16 protein-coding genes and 1 pseudogene are annotated in these 18,779 nt (G+C 59.5%); 6 read left to right on the top strand and 11 right to left on the bottom strand.

Annotated elements, in window-relative coordinates:
* Positions 1-251 precede the first annotated feature (251 nt).
* Positions 252-729, top strand: a pseudogene (locus ASD60_RS29605) (RHS repeat-associated core domain-containing protein); the annotation flags it as partial.
* Positions 730-1,388: 659 nt separating this feature from the next.
* On the opposite strand, the gene ASD60_RS26770 reads toward ASD60_RS29605, so the two are convergent.
* The 4 genes from ASD60_RS26770 to ASD60_RS26755 are packed head-to-tail and all read right to left on the bottom strand — an operon-like array spanning position 1,389 to position 7,018.
* Positions 1,389-2,837 carry a curlin gene (locus ASD60_RS26770; protein ID WP_056856865.1) on the bottom strand — a complete coding sequence of 483 codons (1,449 nt, stop codon included), beginning with the start codon at positions 2,835-2,837 and terminating at the stop codon, positions 1,389-1,391.
* A gap of 27 nt (positions 2,838-2,864) precedes the next feature.
* Positions 2,865-3,326, bottom strand: a complete 462-nt coding sequence (locus ASD60_RS26765; RefSeq protein WP_056856864.1) for a curlin — start codon at positions 3,324-3,326, stop codon at positions 2,865-2,867.
* 60 nt (positions 3,327-3,386) lie between these two features.
* Positions 3,387-5,636 (bottom strand): Ig-like domain-containing protein, encoded by a 2,250-nt coding sequence (locus ASD60_RS26760; protein ID WP_056856863.1) that lies wholly within the window; start codon positions 5,634-5,636, stop codon positions 3,387-3,389.
* Between the two features lie 35 nt (positions 5,637-5,671).
* A complete protein-coding gene (locus ASD60_RS26755) occupies positions 5,672-7,018 on the bottom strand; it encodes a hypothetical protein (protein ID WP_056856862.1) in 1,347 nt (448 codons plus the stop codon).
* 277 nt (positions 7,019-7,295) lie between these two features.
* On the opposite strand from ASD60_RS26755, the gene ASD60_RS26750 reads away from it, so the two are divergent.
* The 4 genes from ASD60_RS26750 to ASD60_RS26735 all read left to right on the top strand — a co-directional run bounded on the left by ASD60_RS26750 (position 7,296) and on the right by ASD60_RS26735 (position 13,102).
* On the top strand, positions 7,296-8,744 hold the full coding sequence (locus tag ASD60_RS26750; protein ID WP_056856861.1) for a sensor histidine kinase: 1,449 nt from the start codon (positions 7,296-7,298) through the stop codon (positions 8,742-8,744).
* Positions 8,745-8,990: 246 nt separating this feature from the next.
* Positions 8,991-10,106, top strand: a complete 1,116-nt coding sequence (locus ASD60_RS26745; RefSeq protein ID WP_056856860.1) for an SCO family protein — start codon at positions 8,991-8,993, stop codon at positions 10,104-10,106.
* A 100-nt stretch (positions 10,107-10,206) separates the two neighbouring features.
* On the top strand, positions 10,207-11,703 hold the full coding sequence (locus ASD60_RS26740) for an ATP-binding protein (protein ID WP_056856859.1): 1,497 nt from the start codon (positions 10,207-10,209) through the stop codon (positions 11,701-11,703).
* Positions 11,672-13,102, top strand: coding sequence for a sigma-54-dependent transcriptional regulator (locus ASD60_RS26735; protein ID WP_056856858.1), 1,431 nt, complete (start codon positions 11,672-11,674; stop codon positions 13,100-13,102). The genes ASD60_RS26740 and ASD60_RS26735 overlap by 32 nt, the downstream gene beginning before the upstream one ends.
* A 15-nt stretch (positions 13,103-13,117) precedes the next feature.
* On the opposite strand, the gene ASD60_RS26730 is transcribed toward ASD60_RS26735, so the two are convergent.
* Positions 13,118-13,501 (bottom strand): hypothetical protein, encoded by a 384-nt coding sequence (locus ASD60_RS26730; RefSeq protein WP_056856857.1) that lies wholly within the window; start codon positions 13,499-13,501, stop codon positions 13,118-13,120.
* Positions 13,502-13,679: 178 nt separating this feature from the next.
* Here ASD60_RS26730 and ASD60_RS26725 point away from each other — a divergent pair, with 178 nt between their 5' ends.
* Positions 13,680-14,486: a class I SAM-dependent methyltransferase gene (locus ASD60_RS26725; protein ID WP_056856856.1), complete on the top strand. Its 807-nt coding sequence runs from the start codon at positions 13,680-13,682 to the stop codon at positions 14,484-14,486.
* 109 nt (positions 14,487-14,595) lie between these two features.
* Here the strand turns inward: ASD60_RS26725 and ASD60_RS26720 are convergent, their stop codons facing one another.
* From ASD60_RS26720 to ASD60_RS26695, 6 genes are all read right to left on the bottom strand, one after another.
* Positions 14,596-14,910 carry an addiction module antidote protein gene (locus tag ASD60_RS26720; RefSeq protein WP_056856855.1) on the bottom strand — a complete coding sequence of 105 codons (315 nt, stop codon included), beginning with the start codon at positions 14,908-14,910 and terminating at the stop codon, positions 14,596-14,598.
* 2 nt (positions 14,911-14,912) lie between these two features.
* Positions 14,913-15,206, bottom strand: a complete 294-nt coding sequence (locus ASD60_RS26715) for a type II toxin-antitoxin system RelE/ParE family toxin (protein WP_056856854.1) — start codon at positions 15,204-15,206, stop codon at positions 14,913-14,915.
* A gap of 130 nt (positions 15,207-15,336) precedes the next feature.
* Complete coding sequence (locus ASD60_RS26710; RefSeq protein WP_056856853.1) at positions 15,337-16,029, bottom strand: GNAT family N-acetyltransferase; 693 nt, start codon at positions 16,027-16,029, stop codon at positions 15,337-15,339.
* Positions 16,026-16,841, bottom strand: a complete 816-nt coding sequence (locus ASD60_RS26705) for a ChbG/HpnK family deacetylase (RefSeq protein WP_056856922.1) — start codon at positions 16,839-16,841, stop codon at positions 16,026-16,028. Before ASD60_RS26705 ends, ASD60_RS26710 begins: the two co-directional genes overlap by 4 nt.
* Entirely contained in the window at positions 16,813-18,018 is a 1,206-nt protein-coding gene (locus ASD60_RS26700) for a GNAT family N-acetyltransferase (RefSeq protein ID WP_056856852.1), read from the bottom strand. Before ASD60_RS26700 ends, ASD60_RS26705 begins: the two co-directional genes overlap by 29 nt.
* A 4-nt stretch (positions 18,019-18,022) precedes the next feature.
* Positions 18,023-18,712: a hypothetical protein gene (locus ASD60_RS26695; RefSeq protein WP_056856851.1), complete on the bottom strand. Its 690-nt coding sequence runs from the start codon at positions 18,710-18,712 to the stop codon at positions 18,023-18,025.
* Positions 18,713-18,779: the final 67 nt, after the last annotated feature.

Raw genomic sequence — 18,779 nt, 5'->3', positions numbered from 1 at the left:
GCAGACCTCGAAAAACCGGAGCTCGCACATGTCTACCCGTCAACCCGCGCTGTACGTCCAATATCGCTACGATCCTCTGGATCGTCTGACCAGCCACAGCCAATCGGATGAACCCGCACACCAGCGCTTCTACTGCAAAACTCGGCTGGCCACCGAGATACAAGGCGAATTGCACCGTTCCATCGTCCAGTACGACGACCAGCTGTTGGCGCAGCAGGCACGACAGGGCGATGACCGCGACACTACGCTGNCTGCGCGCGGTGCCGGCAAGGTGGTGAACCCGCACACCAGCGCTTCTACTGCAAAACTCGGCTGGCCACCGAGATACAAGGCGAATTGCACCGTTCCATCGTCCAGTACGACGACCAGCTGTTGGCGCAGCAGGCACGACAGGGCGATGACCGCGACACTACGCTGTTGAGCACCGATCTGCAGCGCTCAGTGCTGCACCGTCTCAAGGGCAATCAGCCTCCTCATCCCAGTGTCTACACCGCATACGGCCACCGTGCCGAAAACGCTTTGACCTGCTTGCTGGGTTTCAACGGCGAACGACCTGAGCCGGTGACTGGGCATTATTTATTAGGTAATGGCTACCGGGCGTTTAACCCCGTGTTGATGCGCTTCAACAGTCCGGACAGTTTGAGTCCGTTTGGCAAGGGGGGCATTAATCCCTATGCGTATTGTTTGGGGGACCCGATTAATCGGTATGACCAGGATGGACATCACCCACTATTAATTATATCAAGAGTTAAAAAACTAGCAGGCATTTGGAAGAATCGCGCAACAGCCAAAATAGCAGCGAGGGTAGAAGAAGCAAAGGAAGTAGCAAGGACAAAAACTGTTTATATGCTTTTCAACACATACGATTTAAAACCTGACGTGTCGGCATTAGACGCTGTCAAGGCTCGTGACAAGATCAAATATCTCGACAAGCTGGGCTCTGCTGATGGTTATCACAACAGAAAGTATCTCGATGATCTGAGCAGCGCAGGCAGACGAAGTGAACTTGTTGAAAAAATGACGGGAATGCCGGCCAGTCAAAATGATCGCCTTAAGTTGCTAAATTATATAAAAGAACCCGACGCCCGCGGCTTTACGTTTTCCTATCCTAAGCTTTATAAAGCGGCTCTCGGAAAATTTGATCCTGCAACTTCACCGGCTAATCTCCCGAGCGTCGATTCAGCTAAGCTTTATCTGGCCGAAATCAATGCAGTCAAAAATCCCGATGAATCCGCATTCTGGGGCGAAGCTGAAAGTCTTAAACATCGTTACTTCACAATCAGGCGTTAAACGTCGCAATCGAAGCCGCTTCCGGGGTCAGTTCAAGCAGATATCAAACATCAAACCGCGACCCTCCCCTGAAGGCCGCGGTTTTTCACGCCGCGCGATTACTGCTGCAACACTGTTGCCTGGTTGGCCGAGCCAAACTGTTGCACGGTGGCCGTTTGCGTCATGCCGCTCTGATCGACACTGGCGATGTTGCCGGTGCCGCCCTGGGTGACGTAAGCCACGTTCAGGGTGTCGGCCTGTTTGATGGTGATCATGTTGTCGTCGCCGTACAGCTGGGCGGTGTATGCCTGGTTGCCGGTGCCTTCCTGGTTGAACTCGGTGCTGTTGCCGGTGCCGTTGGTGCTGCCCTGGGCCAGGTTGGTGGTGCCGCGCTGGTCGGAGATCAGGATGTTGTCGCTGCCGTTTTGATCGAAGTACAACTCGTTGTAGGAGTCGGCCTGGCTGACCGTGGTTTTGTTGCCGGTCCCGGTCTGGTTGGTGGTCATGACGTGGCCGACGCCGTCCTGGGTGAAGTTGGCGACGTTGCCGCTGCCGGCCTGGTTGACGGTGGCGCGCTGGTTGCTGCCGAACTGGCCGCCCGATTGCGGGCCTTTCCAGTTGCTGGCATAGACCTTGTTGTCGCTGCCCACCGACGTGGCATTGAGCACATGGCTGTCGCCGCTCTGGTAGGTGAAGTGCACGTTGCCGGTGCCCTGTTGATAGAGCGCGACAGTGGAACCGAGTGACTCGAACTGATCGGCGTAGATGGCGTTGAGGTCGCCGACCTGCAGCACGGTGGCGACGTTGTTTTCGCCAAAGCTCTGATCGACGATGGTTTCGTTGGCGCCGCCATATTGGTTGATGGTGGCCTGGGCGTTGACCTGAGTGTCTTGCCAGACTTCGGAGCCGTTGCCGTCGCCGTACTGGTTGATGGTCAGATTGCCGCCTTCACCATAGCGCTGATCGCCATAGGCATAGTTGGAGCTGCCGGCCTGATTGATGTTGATCTGGCCGTTCATGTGGCCGATCTGTTCGGCGGTCGCGTAGTTGGTGGTGCCGTACTGGATGATGACCGCGTTGTTGGCCATGCCTAACTGGATCTGCTCGATGTTGGCTTCGTTGCCGTCGCCGTACTGGTAGGTTTGCCCGGAGGTGTTTTCCTGACTGTCCTGATAGACGAACGAGAAGTTGCCGGAGCCTTCCTGCTGTTGCAGTGCTTCGCCATTGCCGACCCCGATCGACTGGCTGGCATGGCTGATGTTGAAGCTGCCGGTCTGGGTTTGTGTGATGGTGCTGTTGTTCTCGAACAGTTGTTCTGCGTACCCGGCGTTGTAGTCGCCGACCTGGGTTTGGGTAATGGTGCTGGTGGCCGTGTCTTGCACGGCGGCCGCATCGTTGCCTTGGCCAACTTGCTGCTGGGTGACGGTACTGAACGGAGCATTGCTCTGTTTCACATCGGCGATGTTGGCGGTACCGGCCTGGTCTTGTATCGACAGGCTGTCATCGGCCATTGCCTGGGCACTGACAATGACCAGTATGGCGGCTGTGAGGGGCGTCAGTTTGAACATTTTGAAACCTCCAAGTGGTGCAGTGCTTTAGCGAAATTGAGTGACCGATACGCTCATGCCATTGCCTGCCTGGGTCACAGCGCTTTGCTGACCCGTGCCGGCCTGGACGATGTTGGCGTCGTTGTTGTTGCCGTTCTGGGAAATCTGCGCACGGTTGTGGCTGCCGGTCTGGGTAATCGATGCGGCGTTGCCGGAACCTTGCTGGTTGATCAATGCCATCAGGTCGCTGCCTTGTTGCAGGATGAACGCCTCCTGATTGCTGCCTGACTGCACGATCTGGCCGAGCAGCGACTGGCCGTGCTGTTGCAGCAATGCGACGTTGGCCTGGCCGTTCTGGTCGATCAACGCTTGCTGGCCCACCGGGGGCGGCAGCTCGCCGAGATCGGCAGCGGGTGCCAGGTCGTCGTTTTCCAGCAAATCGTCGGCGCGCACGCCCGCGCTGCTGCAGAGCAGAAGCAGGCAGAGCAGGGCGGCGGTCGGCGTTTTCATGATGCAGTCCTTTGGTTGAGGGCTTGCCCCACCCGCCGCAGCGGCCGGTGGGGCGAGCGCTTACTGCACAGTGACGTTGACGGTTCGCACGGTGCCTTGGGACGAGGTGATGGTGGCTGTCGGGCTCGCCGACGGAATCACCGTGGTCGAGTTGCTGACGGTCAGGCGCCAGCGTCCGGTCAGCGGCACCGTGGTGCTACCCAGGGTTACCAGCCCGGTCGGCGTGGTCACCTGGATGGTGATGGTGTTGCCAGTGGTCACCGACGAAGTCCCCGTGAAGTCCCAGTTGAAGCGATTGTTGGAACGGGCTGTCACCGTGGCTGCCGTGACCGCGAAAGTTTCCGCGGCAGGACGTGGCGAGACCTGCACCGTGACCGTTGCCGGTGACGTCGACTGGGCACCGAAGCTGTCCCGGGCGATGTAGCTGAAGGTCGTAGTGAACGCCGTGGTGACCGTCGCCGGTGGGTTATAGGTCAGGACGGTACCGTTGCTGGTCACCGAGCCGCGATCCGCCGGTGGTTGGGTGAAGCTGGCGATTGCGAGCGGCACGTTGCCTTCCGGATCGGTGTCGTTGGCCAGCACGTTGATCGGAATCGACACACCCAGGGTCGCGATGCTGTCGGCGACGGCCACCGGAGGCTGGTTCGGCGCCACGGTGATGGTCACGGTCGCCGCAGCGGTCGAGGCCAGGCCCTTGGCATCTTGAGCCTTGTAGGTGAACGTTGTGGTCAACGGTGCATTGACCACGGCTGGCGGGGTGTAGACCACCGCGGTGGAACCGTTCAACACCACGCTGCCCTGGCCGGCAGCCGGTTGGGTCAACGCGGTGATGCTCAGCGGTGTGTTGCCATCCGGGTCGCTGTCGTTGGTCAGCAGGCTGAGGGTGATCGGCACGCCGAAACTGGTGCTGCCACTGTCGGCGACAGAAAGCGGTGCCTGGTTTTCACCGGTGTCCGGCGCGGTGCCGACCACGACGACCGGCTCGACATCGCTGCCACCTGAGGCCGATTTGATGGTCACGCTGGCCGGAGGCTGAGGCAGGTCGGCGATGGTCAGGCGTTGCAGGGTGCCTGACTTGGTTAACCGTCCGTAGCCCTGGGCAACCATGTCCGGCACCACCACTTCGTCTGACGAGATGGCTTCGATCAGCAGGCTGTGGTTACTCCAGTTGTAGCGAGCGGTTTGTACTTTCACCACGTCAGTGACTTTGCTCGAGACCGCTGTCGGCCGGGTGGTGCCGGTCGGGTCGGTCGCGGTGAGCACGACCACAGGCGGTACGGTGCTGCCGGTCAGGCGGTGGCCAAAGAACTGGCCGGTATTGTCGCCAAGCATGCTGGTGAGGCACGGCGATGGTGGTGGTCCGGGAACCAGAGCCACGGTTTCGCGGAAGCACAGGCTCGAATTGTTCGCCGATTTGCCGAACACCTCGACCCGGGTACTGCTGGTGCCCGGTCCTGTAGAAGTGCGGCGGTAAGTCGCGCGTCCGATTTCCGCAAGGGTCTGTGCACGGCTGTCGAGGACTTTGCCGGACACGGTAAAAAGCGTGGTCTGAATGGTCCCGGGCGGGCCCTGGACGCGCAGGAAGTTGGTGTTGTTGGGGCTGCCGGTGACCGCTTCGGTAAGGTTCGGGTCACCGACGAACGTCTCGATGGCGCCCGTGTCCGGGTTCACTTCGGTGTAGGGACCGTTGACGCTGCGCAGGAACGGGCCGACCTCACCGTTCAGAGCTCCACTGAAATTGCCTGGTGCGCCGATGCCGATGTCGCGGGTGATGTTGATGGCACGACGGCCGGGTGTGGTGACGTTGACCGTTTCCACGCCGTACGGGTGGGTGATGGTGTAGGTGCCTGCCACCGGTACGTTTATCCGCAGGCGAATGCGGGCGAAGCTTGCCTGGTCACCGTCGACAGGGTTTTCCGCGGCGAATGCCGCTTCGATCCCGGCCACGTAGGCGTCGACGCCATAGCCGCCGACATCGGGGATGGTGGTTTCGGCGAGGAACCAGAAGGTTTCCGGTGGCCAGTTGTCGGGGAATACCATCGGCAAGGTATCGTCATAAACCCCGGGTTCCGGATTCAGGATGCACATGTAGGAAGGTGCGCCAGGAACGCCCGGCGAGCGCGAGCTGGTGGCCCGCGACTGGCACAGTTCCAGCGACAGTGAATTGTTGTCCTGATACCACATGGGGAATTTCCCCGTGGCAAAGGTGTAGGGACCGGGATCGACCGCAGCGAGTTGCGCGAACGCACTGCCGGTCAGCGAAAGAGTCAGCCCGAGCGCGTTGAGCGCAAAGCGTGGCCACTTGTTCATGATGCCTCCTGATGCGGGTCTGGGCATGAGAGCGTTCATTGCACGATGACCACTTCTTCGGTGTCGCTGCCGCCATTGGATGACGCCACGTGAACCTTGGCCGGTGGAATCGGCGAGATGCCGGTCGACAGGGATTTCTCTGCGCCATCGCCACTGAGGGCGCCGATGGCGACCCCGGTACCGGTAGTGACGGTGAGGACCGGAGGCGAGGTTTCATCGCTGGTCGAGGCCACGACAGTGATCTGTCCGCTGTTCAGGCTGTACTCGGCCCGTGAGATCACCACCAGGTCGGTCAGCGGCATGGAGATGGAGGTTGGGGTGCTGGTGGGAATGGCCAGATGGTTGTCAGCCGTCACCACCAGGTTGCTCGGCAACGTCGGGTTGGCGGCGGACTGGGCGTACCAGTGGCCGGTGGTGTCAGCCTCGGTGAGGTTCAGTACCGGGCTGTTGCTGTCCAGCTTCACGGTGGCCGGTGGCGGCGGTGCCAACACGAAAACGTCTTGTTGCGCCACGGGTGCGCTTTCACCTGCCTTGCGAGAGTAGGTACTGCGCTCGGCGATCAGCGGAGTGGGGCGGGTCACTGTCGACAGTTTGCCGGAAATGGCCATCACCGTTGTCCGCAAGTCCAGGCCGTTCGGGCCCTCGATGCGAATGTAGTTGGTGTTGAACGGACTGCCGGTAAAGGCTTCTGCGAGGTTTGGATCGCCAACGAACTGCTCGGCAGCACCGGTGACCGGGTTGGTCTCGGTGTAGGGGCCGTTGACGCTGCGCAGGAACGGGCCAATGTCACTTTTGAGCGCGCCGTCATAGGTTTTCGGTGTACCGATACCGATGTCCCGGGTCATGTTGATGGCGCGGGTCCCGCCCGCGGGAACGTCGAAGATGTCGACGCCGTAGGGGTGGGTGATGGTGTAGACGCCCGCCGTGGGCACGTCGACCCGAATACGGATACGACCGAAACTGACCTGATCACCTTCCTTCGGTTCTTCGGCGGCGAAGGCTGCTTCGACGGCGCTGACGTAGGTCAGGTCGATGCCGCGGGCAGCATCGACGATGGCGCCGTCGCCGGTGAACCAGAACGTTTCATCGGGAAAGTTGCTCGGGAAAACGATGGGTTGGGTGTCGTCGAAAACCCCGGGAGTTGGATTCAAAACACACATGTAGGACGGCGCACCGGGTGCGCTGGGAACCCTGGAACTGACAGCCTTTGACAGGCAAAGGTCGAGGGTTCGACCGTGACTGTCTTGGTACCAGGAGGCGAAACCTCCGGTGGCGGGTGTGTAGGGGCCAGGGTCTACAGCGAACAGTGCAGCCTGGGCGACGCCTTGGGCCATAGCACTGACGATCAGAGCGATCGCGGTTTTGGACAGTAAAGGGTGCATGTGTAATCCCTCTATCAGAGTACCTGCCCCTTGGATATGGGTCAGTTGGGAGGACTTCGGCAACTCCCATGCCAATCGCGAAAAACGGCTATGAGAGGCCCGGTGCACAGGCGTTCGCCTGGCGACAAGCTGCATTTGCCTGCGGAGGGGAACGGGCCTCTTTCCCCAGGATTGGGGGTAGATGGGGGCAACGGAGCAGGGGGAGAACAGGTTGCAGCCGGGCAATCTGCCAGCAGTGGGCTATAAACCTATAGGGGCTTTTGCGGGAACAATATTGATGACCACGCTTGCCAAGACACTGACCACCGACCAGGCCGACATGCGCTTGAGCTCGCGCAAACAGCCGTTCAACCTGCTGCGTTGGTTTTCGCTCATCAGCATGGCGGTGATCGGCACAGTAGCGGTGGCGTTGGGCTCGGTGTCCACCAAGTTCGTGATTACCGAAAGCGTGCAGCGCGATGCGTTGCTGACATCTCAGTTCATTCAGGCGATCGCCGCCGCCGAAGTCCGCCACGTTTCAATCCCCAACGTGCGGACCATGGGCGAGTTGCTCGACCCGCGCAAAGATCGGGATTTCCCTGACGTCGATCCGATGGCCCGTGCCAATGCCCGGGGCGAGTTCCTCGACCACATCGAGCATTTGCCGGACGTGATCCTGGCGAACATCTATGCGCCTGACCGGATGATTATCTGGTCGACCAACCCGGCGCTGATGGGCACCACGATTCATGTCGATGAGGATCTGGATCAGGCCTTCGCCTCGAAGACACCGGTATCGGCCAGTTACCATGATGTCGACCATGGCCGCATGGAACAGAAGTTCGTCACACCGCCGGAATACATCTTCATCGAAAACTACATTCCGCTGTTTGACGCCGAAGGCAAAAACGTCACTGCGATGGTCGAGATCTACAAGGAGCCCAAGGATCTGATCAGCCGCATGGAACGTGGCCTGGTCTTGATCTGGCTGGCGACGGCGTTGGGCGGTGGGTTGATCTACCTGGGTCTTTACTGGATCGTGCGGCGGGCGGCGATTTTGCTGGCGACGCAACAAAAGCAACTGATCACCAACGAAACCTACGTGGCGCTGGGCGAGATGTCCTCGGCAGTGGCCCACAGTCTGCGCAACCCTTTGGCGACCATTCGTTCAAGCGCCGAGTTGGCGCTGGAGTTCGACAGCGGTCCGGCGCACAAGAACATCAACGACATCATCGGCCAGGTCGATCGCATGTCGAAGTGGGTCCGGGAGTTGCTGCAATCCTTGCGGCCGCTCAACGACGAAGCCGAACCGGTCAACCTGGTCGCTGTGCTGCACGACAGCCTGAACGCGTTCGAGCAGCAGATCGCCAGGGGCCGGGTCACGGTGGTGTTTACCCCCAAAGAGACGCCGATGGTCTTGAGTCAACACGTGCAGCTGACCCAGATTCTCAACAGTTTGCTGGCCAATGCGCTGGAGGCCATGGACGAAGGCGGTACGCTGACGATCAGCCTGGAACCGAGTGCTTCCCAAAGTGTGTGCGTGACCATCGGCGACACCGGCAAAGGCATGAACGAAGAGCAACGGCGCTTGGCTTTCCGACCTTTTTTCACCACCAAGCAAGGTGGGCTGGGGGTCGGGCTGGTGCTGGTCAAGCGAATCATGGAGCGCTTTGGCGGTACGGTGGCGCTCGATAGCCGTGAAGGCGAAGGCACGCGCGTGCGTCTTTCGTTCAAGCTAATCCCCTGAAAACGGGGGCAACTTTCCCCGTTAGCGGGTGCCATTCCCCAATTTTTCCCCCGAACATGGCAGATTGATGTTGATAAGCCATTGTTTTGTCGCTGGTTAATGCTTTTGTATAAATCAGTTACAAGATGGCGAGCTCCTTGCACATGCTCCATCACCCCCTTCACATATTTCGAGGTGGTTGGTGATGGACAAAAAAGAGCGCCTCCCCACCGGTGACGGCTTCGGTCCGAAAGTGACGGTCCAGCCATGAACCGGGAGGGTGTCGACATGAGACGCCATACACCACGCTCGCGCGCCTTGGGCATGCACCTTGTGCTGCTGTTGTCGGCCTGTTTGCTGGCCAGCCAGTTGCTGGTCGCCAAACCGGTGCCACCGACACCCGCACCGGCAACAGAAACCGCAGTCGCCGATAGCGCCACTCCGTGGGGTGGCGACTATTTCCCCAACACCCTGCTGACCAATCAGGACGGTCGGCAGGTGCGGTTTTTCGATGACCTGATCAAGGGCAAAGTGGTGGTGATCAATTTCATCTTCACTTCGTGCAGCGACTCCTGCCCACTGGAAACCGCCAGGCTGCGTCAAGTGCAGAAGTTGCTCGGCGACCGGGTCGGCAAAGACGTTTTTTTCTACTCCATCAGCATTGATCCCTTGAGTGATACGCCCGCAGTGCTCAAGGCCTATGCGCAACGCTTCCAGGTCGGTCCGGGCTGGCAGTTTCTCACCGGTGAGTTCGCCGACGTCACCGAGCTGCGGCAGAAACTCGGGTTGTTCATCGAAGGCGTCGACAACGGGCGCAGCAAGGACCACAACCTGAGCCTGATTGTCGGCAACCAGTCCACGGGGCGCTGGATGAAGGCGTCGCCATTCGAAAACCCGTGGATTCTGGCCGATCAATTGGCCAATACCCTGCAGAACTGGAAGCAACCGAGCGTTGAGCAAAATTACGCCAACGCTCCCGAGATCCGCCCACCGAGCAGCGGCGAGGAATTGTTCCGCACCCGCTGCGCGTCTTGCCACAGCCTGGGGCCAATAGACGGTCAGGGCATCGGCTTGCGCAGCATCGGTCCGGATCTGATCGGCGTGACCCGTCAGCGTGATCCTGCCTGGCTCAGTCGCTGGATCCGCGAACCGGACCGCATGCTGGCGGAAAAGGACCCGATTGCCATGGAGCTGTTCGAGCGCTTCGACCAAATCCCGATGCCCAACCTGCGCATGGACGAACGTGCCGCGCAGTCGATCATCACGTTTTTGCAGGAAGAAACCGATCGCCAGCATCCGCCGTCCAGCGCGTTGGCTGCTGGTAACGAAGCACCCGAACATCAACATTCCATCGCGGTTCCAGACAAAGCGCAGGTGCAATAGTGGCGAAATAGATTCATTGCCCGGGCATTGCGATCAATGCCACCTACACTGATTCGAAACACGGCTGAAAAGGCTTGTAACCCGCGACCAGGACAGTCCCATGCAGACACTGGAAGAACAAAATGCAGCTGTCCCGACAGTACCGGCAGCGGCAGAGGGTAAGGATTGGCGTCCGCCCTTCAATCTGGTGCGCTGGTTTTCCCTGGCGAGCTTTCTCATTATTGCCGCCGTGGCATTGGGGCTCGGTTACGTCTCTACGCGCTTCGTGGTTGAGGAGAGTATCGAGCGCGATTCGATGCTGACTGCGCAGTTCATTCAGGCGATTGGCGATGCGGAAATTCGCCATGCTTCAATTTCTCCCAACCGGACCATGGGCGAGATGCTCGACCCACGGCAAGAAAACGCCTACCCCGATGTCGATCCTGTAACCCGTGCCGCTGCGCGCATTGAGTTTCTCGATCATGTGGAACACCTGCCGGGCATACTGCTGGCGACGGTGTATGCGCTGGATCGCACCGTGGTCTGGTCAACCAACCCGGAGCTGATCGGTGTGCGCATCGAAGATGACGAGGAACTGGACGAGTCCTTCGAAATGAAAGAAGCAGTGTCCACCAGCTACCACGAAATCGATGAGGAACGTCCCGAACAGCGTCTGTTGCGTGAACCCCAATACCTGTTCATCGAAAATTACATTCCGATGTTCAATGCCGACAAAAGCAAAGTGATCGCCATGGTGGAGATCTACAAGGAACCGGTGGATCTGGTTGAACGCATCCAGCGCGGGTTCAAGGCGATCTGGCTGGCGACATTGCTCGGCGGGGCGGTCATTTATCTGGGCCTGTTCTGGATCGTGCGCCGTGCAGCGATGTTGTTGCAGAGTCAGCAAAAGCAATTGGTGGCCAATGAAACCTTTGTCGCCCTCGGCGAAATGTCTTCGGCAGTGGCGCACAGTCTGCGCAATCCCTTGGCGAATATTCGTTCCAGTGCCGAACTGGCCCAGGAAATCGCCAGCCAGACTGCGCAGAAGAATATCGGCGACATCATCAACCAGGTCGACCGCATGTCGCGCTGGGTGCGCGAATTGCTGGTGTCGTTGCGACCGGTCAACGACGACTTTGAAAACGTGGACCTGGTGTTGGCCATCGATGACACCTTGAATGCGTTCGAACCGCAGATCAAACGCTCGAACGTCGAGGTGCGTTTCGTCCCGACGACAGTCCCCCCGGTCCTCAGCCAACAGGTGCTGCTTACACAAATTCTCAATAGCCTGTTCGCCAACGCCCTGGAAGCCATGCCCAAGGGTGGCGTGTTGAGCATTGAGATTGAGCAAGCGTCAGACGATCAGGTGAGCATGATCCTCAATGACACCGGCAAGGGCATGAGCAAACAACAGCAGCAAATGGTCTTCAAGCCATTCTTCACCACCAAACAAGGGGGGCTGGGCGTGGGCCTGGCCCTGGTCAAAAGAATAATGGAGCGTTTCCAAGGCTCGGTCGAACTGACTAGCCAGGAGCAGGAAGGAACCCGCGTTTGTCTCAATTTCAAAGTGGCAACGGGAGGGGAATATGGAACACAGCATACTGCTGGTCGAGGATGATGAGCTGCTTGCCGAGAATATTCAGACCTACCTGGAGCGCAAGGACTTCGAGGTAACGGTCTGCCACTCGGCCGAAGACGCACTTGAGCAATTGAAGACGTTCGCACCGGACGTGGTGCTCACCGACAATTCGTTGCCAGGCATGAGCGGTCACGGCTTGATCCAGAAGCTGCGCATCAGCGCGCCGGATATGAAAGTGATCATGATGACAGGCTACGGCAATGTCGAAGACGCCGTGGTGGCGATGAAAGAGGGGGCTTTCCACTACGTCACCAAACCGGTGGCTTTGCCCGAACTCAAGCTGTTGCTGGACAAGGCCCTGGCCACCGACCGGATGGAGCGCACGCTGTCGTTCTATCAGGAGCGCGAGGCGCAGAAATCCGGGGTTCAGGCGCTGATCGGTGAGTCCGCGCCCATGGTCTACCTCAAGGGCACCATCGCCCAGTTGCTCGACGCCGAGCGACGCATGGCCAACAGCGACCTGCCGCCGGTGCTGGTGGAAGGCGAAACCGGTACCGGCAAAGAGTTGGTCGCCCGGGCACTGCATTTCGACGGCCCACGCAACAAAGGCCCGTTCATTGAATTCAACTGCGCGTCGATCCCCTCCAACCTGGTGGAGTCCGAGCTGTTCGGGCACGAGAAAGGCGCCTTTACCGATGCCAAGGATCGTCGGCTGGGGCTGGTGGAAGCGGCCGATGGCGGGACATTGTTTCTCGATGAAATCGGCGAGATGGACCTGATCCTGCAGGCCAAGCTGTTGAAGCTGCTCGAAGACCGGACCATCCGCCGGGTCGGTTCGGTGAAGGAACGCAAGGTCGATCTGCGGGTGATCAGCGCTACCAACTGCAACCTCGAACAAATGGTTCAACAGGGCAAATTCCGCCGCGACCTGTTTTTCCGCCTGCGCATCATTTCGATCAAGGTGCCGCGCCTGTACGCCCGTGGCGAAGATATCCTGTTGCTGGCCCGACACTTTCTGGCTGCCCATGGCAAGCGCTACGGCAAGCCGAACCTGCATTTCAGCGACCAGGCCGAAGAGCTGCTGCTCAATTACACCTGGCCGGGCAATGTGCGTGAGCTGCGCAACATGCTGGAACAAACCGTGTTGCTGGCGCAAAGCGACACCATCGCCGCGCATCAATTGAACGTCTGCATGAGCCTGGTGGACGAGCCGGCGATGTTTCAGCATGAACTGCCGCCCAGCGAACCACGCCCGACCTACAACGGCACCGAATCGATGAACCTGCCGGAGGTCGAGCGTGACATGGTGCGCAAGATGCTCGACAAGACCGACTGGAACGTCACCAAGTCCGCGCGACTGCTGGGCCTGAGCCGCGACATGTTGCGCTACCGGATCGAAAAGCTCGGCCTCGCGCGTCCGGACAAACGGCAGTGGTAGGCAGAAGCCGCCGGGTTACAAGGACGGACCCGGAGCGCTCAGGCAAGCCAGCATGCAGGTCGGGTCGATCACTTCATGATTGACGTAGACACCGCGAGCCGCATCGTAGGTGCGGATGAACACGCGCACGGTGGCGTCCGCTACCGTCGGCAACTGCGAGTCGGAAAACACGTGCTCGCTGGACACCGGAATGAAGGTCTGGGGTGAAGTCGGGATGTACGCGCCCGGCGGCACGGTGCTCAGTGAAGGTGGGGCGGGGTGGGCGAAAGGCTGGTCAGCCCCGTAATAGTGGAATTCAGTGTTCGATTGGTCAGTTTGCATCAGGCTGTCGTCCGCCAGCGCGACGCCGGTGGCAGTCAGGCAAAGGGCAAGCAACAGCGTGTGTCCGGTCTTGTTCATGGCAGCACCTGCGAAATCGGTTAATCCGCATTTCCCCCGAGGTCATTAACTATAGCGCTCCCGTGGGCGGGCGTCGGCGTTGCCTGTTTACAAGATCGCAACAAAGCCACGAAGAGGCTTTAAACCGAGATGATCTAGACTCGGGCCGTCAATCATTGACCCGATTCTGGAGTGTGCAATGGAAATGCCGACAAAAGAACAAGCCATCGCCAGCAACCGCGATGCCTGGAATGACTCCGCTCGCCATCACAAGGAATCTGCCGAATGGCAGCAACATTGGATCGCCGTGGCGCACGCGGACTTTACCTGCCTTGATGAGACTCTGACCGGTGTGCTGACGGAAGTCGGTATTGATGGCAAGGAAGTGGTGCAACTGGGCTGCAACAACGGCCGCGAAAGCCTTTCCCTTTTCGCCTTGGGGGCGAGGCATGTTACAGGGGTCGATCAGTCCGCAGCGTTTCTCGGCCAGGCGCGAGAACTGGCGACACGCTCGCCCCACGAGCCTGAGTTCATCAAAGCTGACATTCATCATTTGCCGCTGCAACTGAAGGGGCGCTTCGACGTAGCCCTGATCACCATCGGCGTCTTGAACTGGATGCCGGACATAGCCGAATTCTTCCAACATGCGGCGCAAACCCTCAAGCCGGGCGGGGCCTTGATAATCTACGAAACCCATCCGTTTCTGGAAATGTTCGATCCCGACTCAGCCGATCCCTTTGCCTTGAGTTCCTCGTATTTTCGCCGGGAGCCTTTCGTGCAAAACGAGCCGATCGTCTATGAAGGCAAAGTCGAGCAACCGGCATCCCCGTCCTACTGGTTCGTTCACACCCTGGGCGACATCCTCAATGGTGCCATTGCTGCCGGACTGCAGATCAACCACTTCAAGGAATACCCGCATTCCAACCGCGAAGAGCTTTATGACCTCTATCAGCAACAAGAAGCGCAGTTGCCGATGTGTTTTACGATGGTTGCGGTGAAACGCTGAAGGGCGGGGCACCTGGACTGACGCCATCGCCGGCAAGCCGTGCTCCTACAGGTTTTGAGGTGGCCGCATGCTCGCGAATGAAGCGACGCCGTTGGCGCAAGGCTTCAGGTCAAGCCTGAGCCGCCGTGGTCACGGCGACATGCCCCGGTTGCGCGCAAAGCTCAATGCCCAGCGCATGAATGACTTTTAACACCGTATCGAAACGTGGTTTCGCCCCTGGCGCGAAAGCCTTGTACAGGCTTTCGCGCCCCATCCCGGCGTCTTTGGCTATTTGTGTCATGCCGCGGGCTTTTACCACGTAGCCAATTGCTCGAAGAAACTCCTCGTTGTCACCTTCAGCCAGCACTTGGGAGAGGTACTCACTGATGGCTTCATCGCTGTCGAGCAGTGTGGTCATATCGAAGTCAGTCAAAGTCTGGCTCATGGTTAAACCTCCTTTGCCAATTTTTTTGCGTGTCTTATATCAGCGGTTTGAGTTGATTTGTCACCCCCAGCCAACAGGATGATGACGACACCGTTTCTCATCGTGAAGTAAATGCGGTACCCGGCACCAACGTCCACGCGCATTTCGGAGATGCCATTACCCACTGCCTTGATATCGCCAAGGTTGCCCGCGGCGGCTCGATCAATGCGACGGGCTATTGCAACCTTTGCCCGCATATCGCGAACGGAGGTATGCCATGCGGCGAAAATGCCGGTTTGCTGGACAAGATAATTCATCGCTCGAATGTATCCAAATGGATACGGATGAGCAGTCAGACATTTCCGCGCTTGCCTGAGTTTTTTCGGTAATTCGTGTGGGCGGGCCTAACCGCCGATGGAGCCGTAGCGGCCCCATCGGGTCATTCGGTCAAGCCTGAGCCGCTGCCGTCACCACTGGCCGGCCCGGTTTGCGCAACGGGTCGAGGCGCGAGCCGCTGTAGCGGGTTTCGCGGAAGAAGCGCCAGCGGCCAAAGAGGCCGTAGACATGGGTGACTCGCCCCTGTTCCTGATAGCCCATGCGGATGTGCAGTTTCAGCGCGGGGATGTTGTGGGTTTCGCACACATCCACCACCTTGTTGCAGCCTTGCGCCGCCATCGCTTCCCACAGCGCGATCTGGACGTCCACGGACAGGCTGCTGCCGAAATAGGCGCGGATCATTTCCCCGCCAAACTCGAAGAACTCACCGGGTTTGACCGGAAACCAGCAACCGTAATAGTGGCGGTCGTGGTAATCACGCGTGCTGCCCCAGATAAAGCCTATGGCATGACCGTCTTCGTCCACGTACATGTGCCCGGTGTGACCTTCGGCGGCGAGTTCGGCCATGGTTTGCACGCGGTCACCGAAATGCTTGGCAAACGCCGTGGCGTTTTCCGGGGTGATGATGACCTGGCGCACCCCGGAGTAAGGACGCAACTTGTGCGGCGGTACGGGGCTGACCAGGTCGCGCTCCATCCACAACAACTCCCAGTGGAAAAACACATAGCGTTTCCACAGAGTGCTGAACGTGCGGCTCAAGCCTTTTTGTTTGATTCGTTCGCGCAGTTGCTGGATCAGGCTCATGAAGCCCTCCTTGGCCAGGTTGGCCGTGTGTTGGATGAAGGTATTGACGGACAGTTGCAAGCTTCGCTGTATGCCACCCTGGGTACCCCGGGCAGGCGTTGTTCGAGCAGGACGCTCAATGACTCCCCCTGATCCAGATAGGCATCGCCGAAATCGGCGCCGAGCTGATTGGGGTGGGCGACAATTTCCAGCAAGCCTTCGCTGGGTGGCGCAGCGTTGCGCAGATCCACCGGGGTGCAGACGTAGTCGGCGGTTGCACCGGCCAGGCTGTTCAAGCGGTGGTTGAGCAATTGTTTGAACAGGCGTTTGGGCAGGCTGAGGTTTTGCCCCAGGTTGCGCGCCAGCCGCACGGGCACGCCTTGCCGGGCCGCGAAACGCGCAACGATCTCGCCGATGGGCCAGATGTTGTGCACGTGTTGATGGGAGTCCAGGTGACTGGGGCGCACGTCGTTATCCAGGCAACGTTGCCATTGGGCCTCGAGCTCTTCCTCGACCGCCAGGCGATCCTGACGCCCTAGCCACAGGCGCGTGCGCGACAGGTTGAGGTCGAACACGCCGGCACTGTCACAGAAGGTCCTGCGCGAGAGAATGCGTCGGCTCAATGGGCGGCCGTAGGTCAGGTTGAAGTGCAGGCCGATGCGCCCTGCCAGCAACGGATGCTGGGCCAGGACACACGCCGCTTCGAAGGCCGGCATGTTGGCCATGGCGGTCGCGGAACTGATGACCCCGGCCTGGAATGCGCCCAGGATCACTGCGTTTTCGCAGGCGCTGAGGCCGAAGTCGTCAGCGTTGACTATGACTTGCTGTGGCATGTTCGCCCTCCATGAGTTTTTCGGTGCAAGCCGGCGCCTTGACCACCGGTGCGGTGACCGGGGCAGGGCTGCTGGCCGCGGTCCTTCGTTTCGCCCGCCACTGCTGCATCAGGGGTTTGACTTGCTGCCAGACACGCAACCCCAGGCCCAGCACCAACCCGCTCGGGCGCCAGGAGTAAAAGCTCCAGCGCCAGTGTTCCATGTGCCCGGTCATGCGTTCATGCAGTTGATGACTGGAGTTTTCCAGGCTGACCCGCGACGCATCGATCCAGTACCAGTTATCGTCCAGTCCCCAGCGGATCCATTCTTCGAGCAGCACCCGACCGCTGCCCAGATCGGCATATTGCGGCAGGAAAGCGAGGTTGTAGTCGTACAACCGACCCTGTTCCAGCAAGCCGAGGCGATAGCTGATGCAACGCCCGTCCAGTTCCAGTGTCACCACGCGCACCAGACCTTGGGCGGCGAGGGCGGTGAAGGCTTTTTCCATCCATTGGCGGCGACGTTCATCGGCAAAAATGCCCACGCCTTCATCACCTTTCCAGCTCACCGCTTCCACCTCGGCGATGGCCTTGAGCAGCGGCCCCATGGTCGTTGCATCGGGGGTAATACGGCGGACCTGTGCGCCACAGGCGGCAATACGCTTGCGTGCCCGGCGCAGTTTGTAGCGCGGGTCGCCGGAAACTTCCTGGCGATCGGCATCGGTGATCAAATGCACTGGCACCCGACAACCGAGGCGGCGCTCGGCGGTCGAGCTGCGCGCGAACCATGACCTCAGTGCATGGTCTTCGCCGGCCAGTTCATTGAGTTGCAGCAGGGCATGGGGCAAGCACCGACGAATCTCGGTCAACGCCTTGCGCAGGCCTTCGGCATCCACGGTCGCCAACAGCGCAAGGCGATCGGCCAGGGGAAAGCCCAAGTGATGCAATACCCGAAACGGCAAGCCGCCGAACCGTTCGACGGATGCGACCAAGGGTAGACACAGCACCAGTTCATCGGCCTGCCAGCCGAGCAAAACATGCAGCCGTTCGCCAGCCGTCAGGGCCTGTTGCGACGCAGCCATCCAGGCCAGTGCGTTGAACGGTGTGTGGTCCATCACTCGCAGGCGCAGCGCTTCATAGGCCGCAGCGGGAAAGTCTGCGGCGCACAGCGAAGTACGCCATTCAAATCGCACGGTCATAGGCTCAGGCCACCGAAGCAGGGGAAGGTGAACGTTCCGGTTTGCGCAAGGCATCCAGGCGCGAGCCGGTGTAGCGGGTTTCACGGTAAAAACGCCAGCGACCAAACAGTTTATAAATGTTCATGATGCGCCCCTGTTCCTGGTAGCCGGTGCGAATGTGCAGCTTCAGGGCCGGGACGTTGCTCCACTCGCACACGTCCACCACCTTGTCGCAGCCTTGGGCATGCATGGCTTTCCACAGCTCGGTTTGCAGGTCCATCGACAGCGACGTACCCCAGTAGCCCCGGCTCAGTTCACCACCAAATTCGAAGAACTCGCCCTCTTTGACCGGAAACCAGCATCCGTAGTAGTGGCGGTCGTGGTAGTTGCGTACGGCACCCCAGATAAACGCCACGGCGTCACCCTTTTCATCCAGATGCATCTGCCCGGTGTGACCTTCGCGGGCCAGCTCGGCCATGGTTTCCACGCGGTCGCCGAAATAGCGAGTGAAAGCCACGGCGTTTTCCGGGGTAATGCTGACCACTTGCAGCGGCGGATAGGATTTGAGTTTGTAAGGTGGAATGGGGCTGACCAGGTCGCGCTCCATCCACAGCAGTTCCTGATGGGAAAACACAAACAGTCTCCACACTTTTTTAACAGTGGCACGCAGGCCTTTTTGTCTGATGTGTTGGCTGAGCTTCTGCAATGCACTCATGTTATTGGCTCCTGGCGGACAGTCCCGCAAGTGGAGTAAACCAGCGCACGGCAAAATGCCGGCGCGG

It is taken from the genome of Pseudomonas sp. Root562, assembly GCF_001427125.1.
Classification (GTDB): domain Bacteria; phylum Pseudomonadota; class Gammaproteobacteria; order Pseudomonadales; family Pseudomonadaceae; genus Aquipseudomonas.
This window is presented reverse-complemented; position numbering and strand designations above follow the sequence as displayed.

Coding starts and splice junctions, on each gene's coding strand:
- ASD60_RS26770 (WP_056856865.1), bottom strand. CDS start 2,837: ATGTTCAAACTGACGCCCCTCACAGCCGCCATACTGGTCATTGTCAGT.
- ASD60_RS26765 (WP_056856864.1), bottom strand. CDS start 3,326: ATGAAAACGCCGACCGCCGCCCTGCTCTGCCTGCTTCTGCTCTGCAGC.
- ASD60_RS26760 (WP_056856863.1), bottom strand. CDS start 5,636: ATGAACAAGTGGCCACGCTTTGCGCTCAACGCGCTCGGGCTGACTCTT.
- ASD60_RS26755 (WP_056856862.1), bottom strand. CDS start 7,018: ATGCACCCTTTACTGTCCAAAACCGCGATCGCTCTGATCGTCAGTGCT.
- ASD60_RS26750 (WP_056856861.1), top strand. CDS start 7,296: ATGACCACGCTTGCCAAGACACTGACCACCGACCAGGCCGACATGCGC.
- ASD60_RS26745 (WP_056856860.1), top strand. CDS start 8,991: ATGAACCGGGAGGGTGTCGACATGAGACGCCATACACCACGCTCGCGC.
- ASD60_RS26740 (WP_056856859.1), top strand. CDS start 10,207: ATGCAGACACTGGAAGAACAAAATGCAGCTGTCCCGACAGTACCGGCA.
- ASD60_RS26735 (WP_056856858.1), top strand. CDS start 11,672: ATGGAACACAGCATACTGCTGGTCGAGGATGATGAGCTGCTTGCCGAG.
- ASD60_RS26730 (WP_056856857.1), bottom strand. CDS start 13,501: ATGAACAAGACCGGACACACGCTGTTGCTTGCCCTTTGCCTGACTGCC.
- ASD60_RS26725 (WP_056856856.1), top strand. CDS start 13,680: ATGGAAATGCCGACAAAAGAACAAGCCATCGCCAGCAACCGCGATGCC.
- ASD60_RS26720 (WP_056856855.1), bottom strand. CDS start 14,910: ATGAGCCAGACTTTGACTGACTTCGATATGACCACACTGCTCGACAGC.
- ASD60_RS26715 (WP_056856854.1), bottom strand. CDS start 15,206: ATGAATTATCTTGTCCAGCAAACCGGCATTTTCGCCGCATGGCATACC.
- ASD60_RS26710 (WP_056856853.1), bottom strand. CDS start 16,029: ATGAGCCTGATCCAGCAACTGCGCGAACGAATCAAACAAAAAGGCTTG.
- ASD60_RS26705 (WP_056856922.1), bottom strand. CDS start 16,841: ATGCCACAGCAAGTCATAGTCAACGCTGACGACTTCGGCCTCAGCGCC.
- ASD60_RS26700 (WP_056856852.1), bottom strand. CDS start 18,018: ATGACCGTGCGATTTGAATGGCGTACTTCGCTGTGCGCCGCAGACTTT.
- ASD60_RS26695 (WP_056856851.1), bottom strand. CDS start 18,712: ATGAGTGCATTGCAGAAGCTCAGCCAACACATCAGACAAAAAGGCCTG.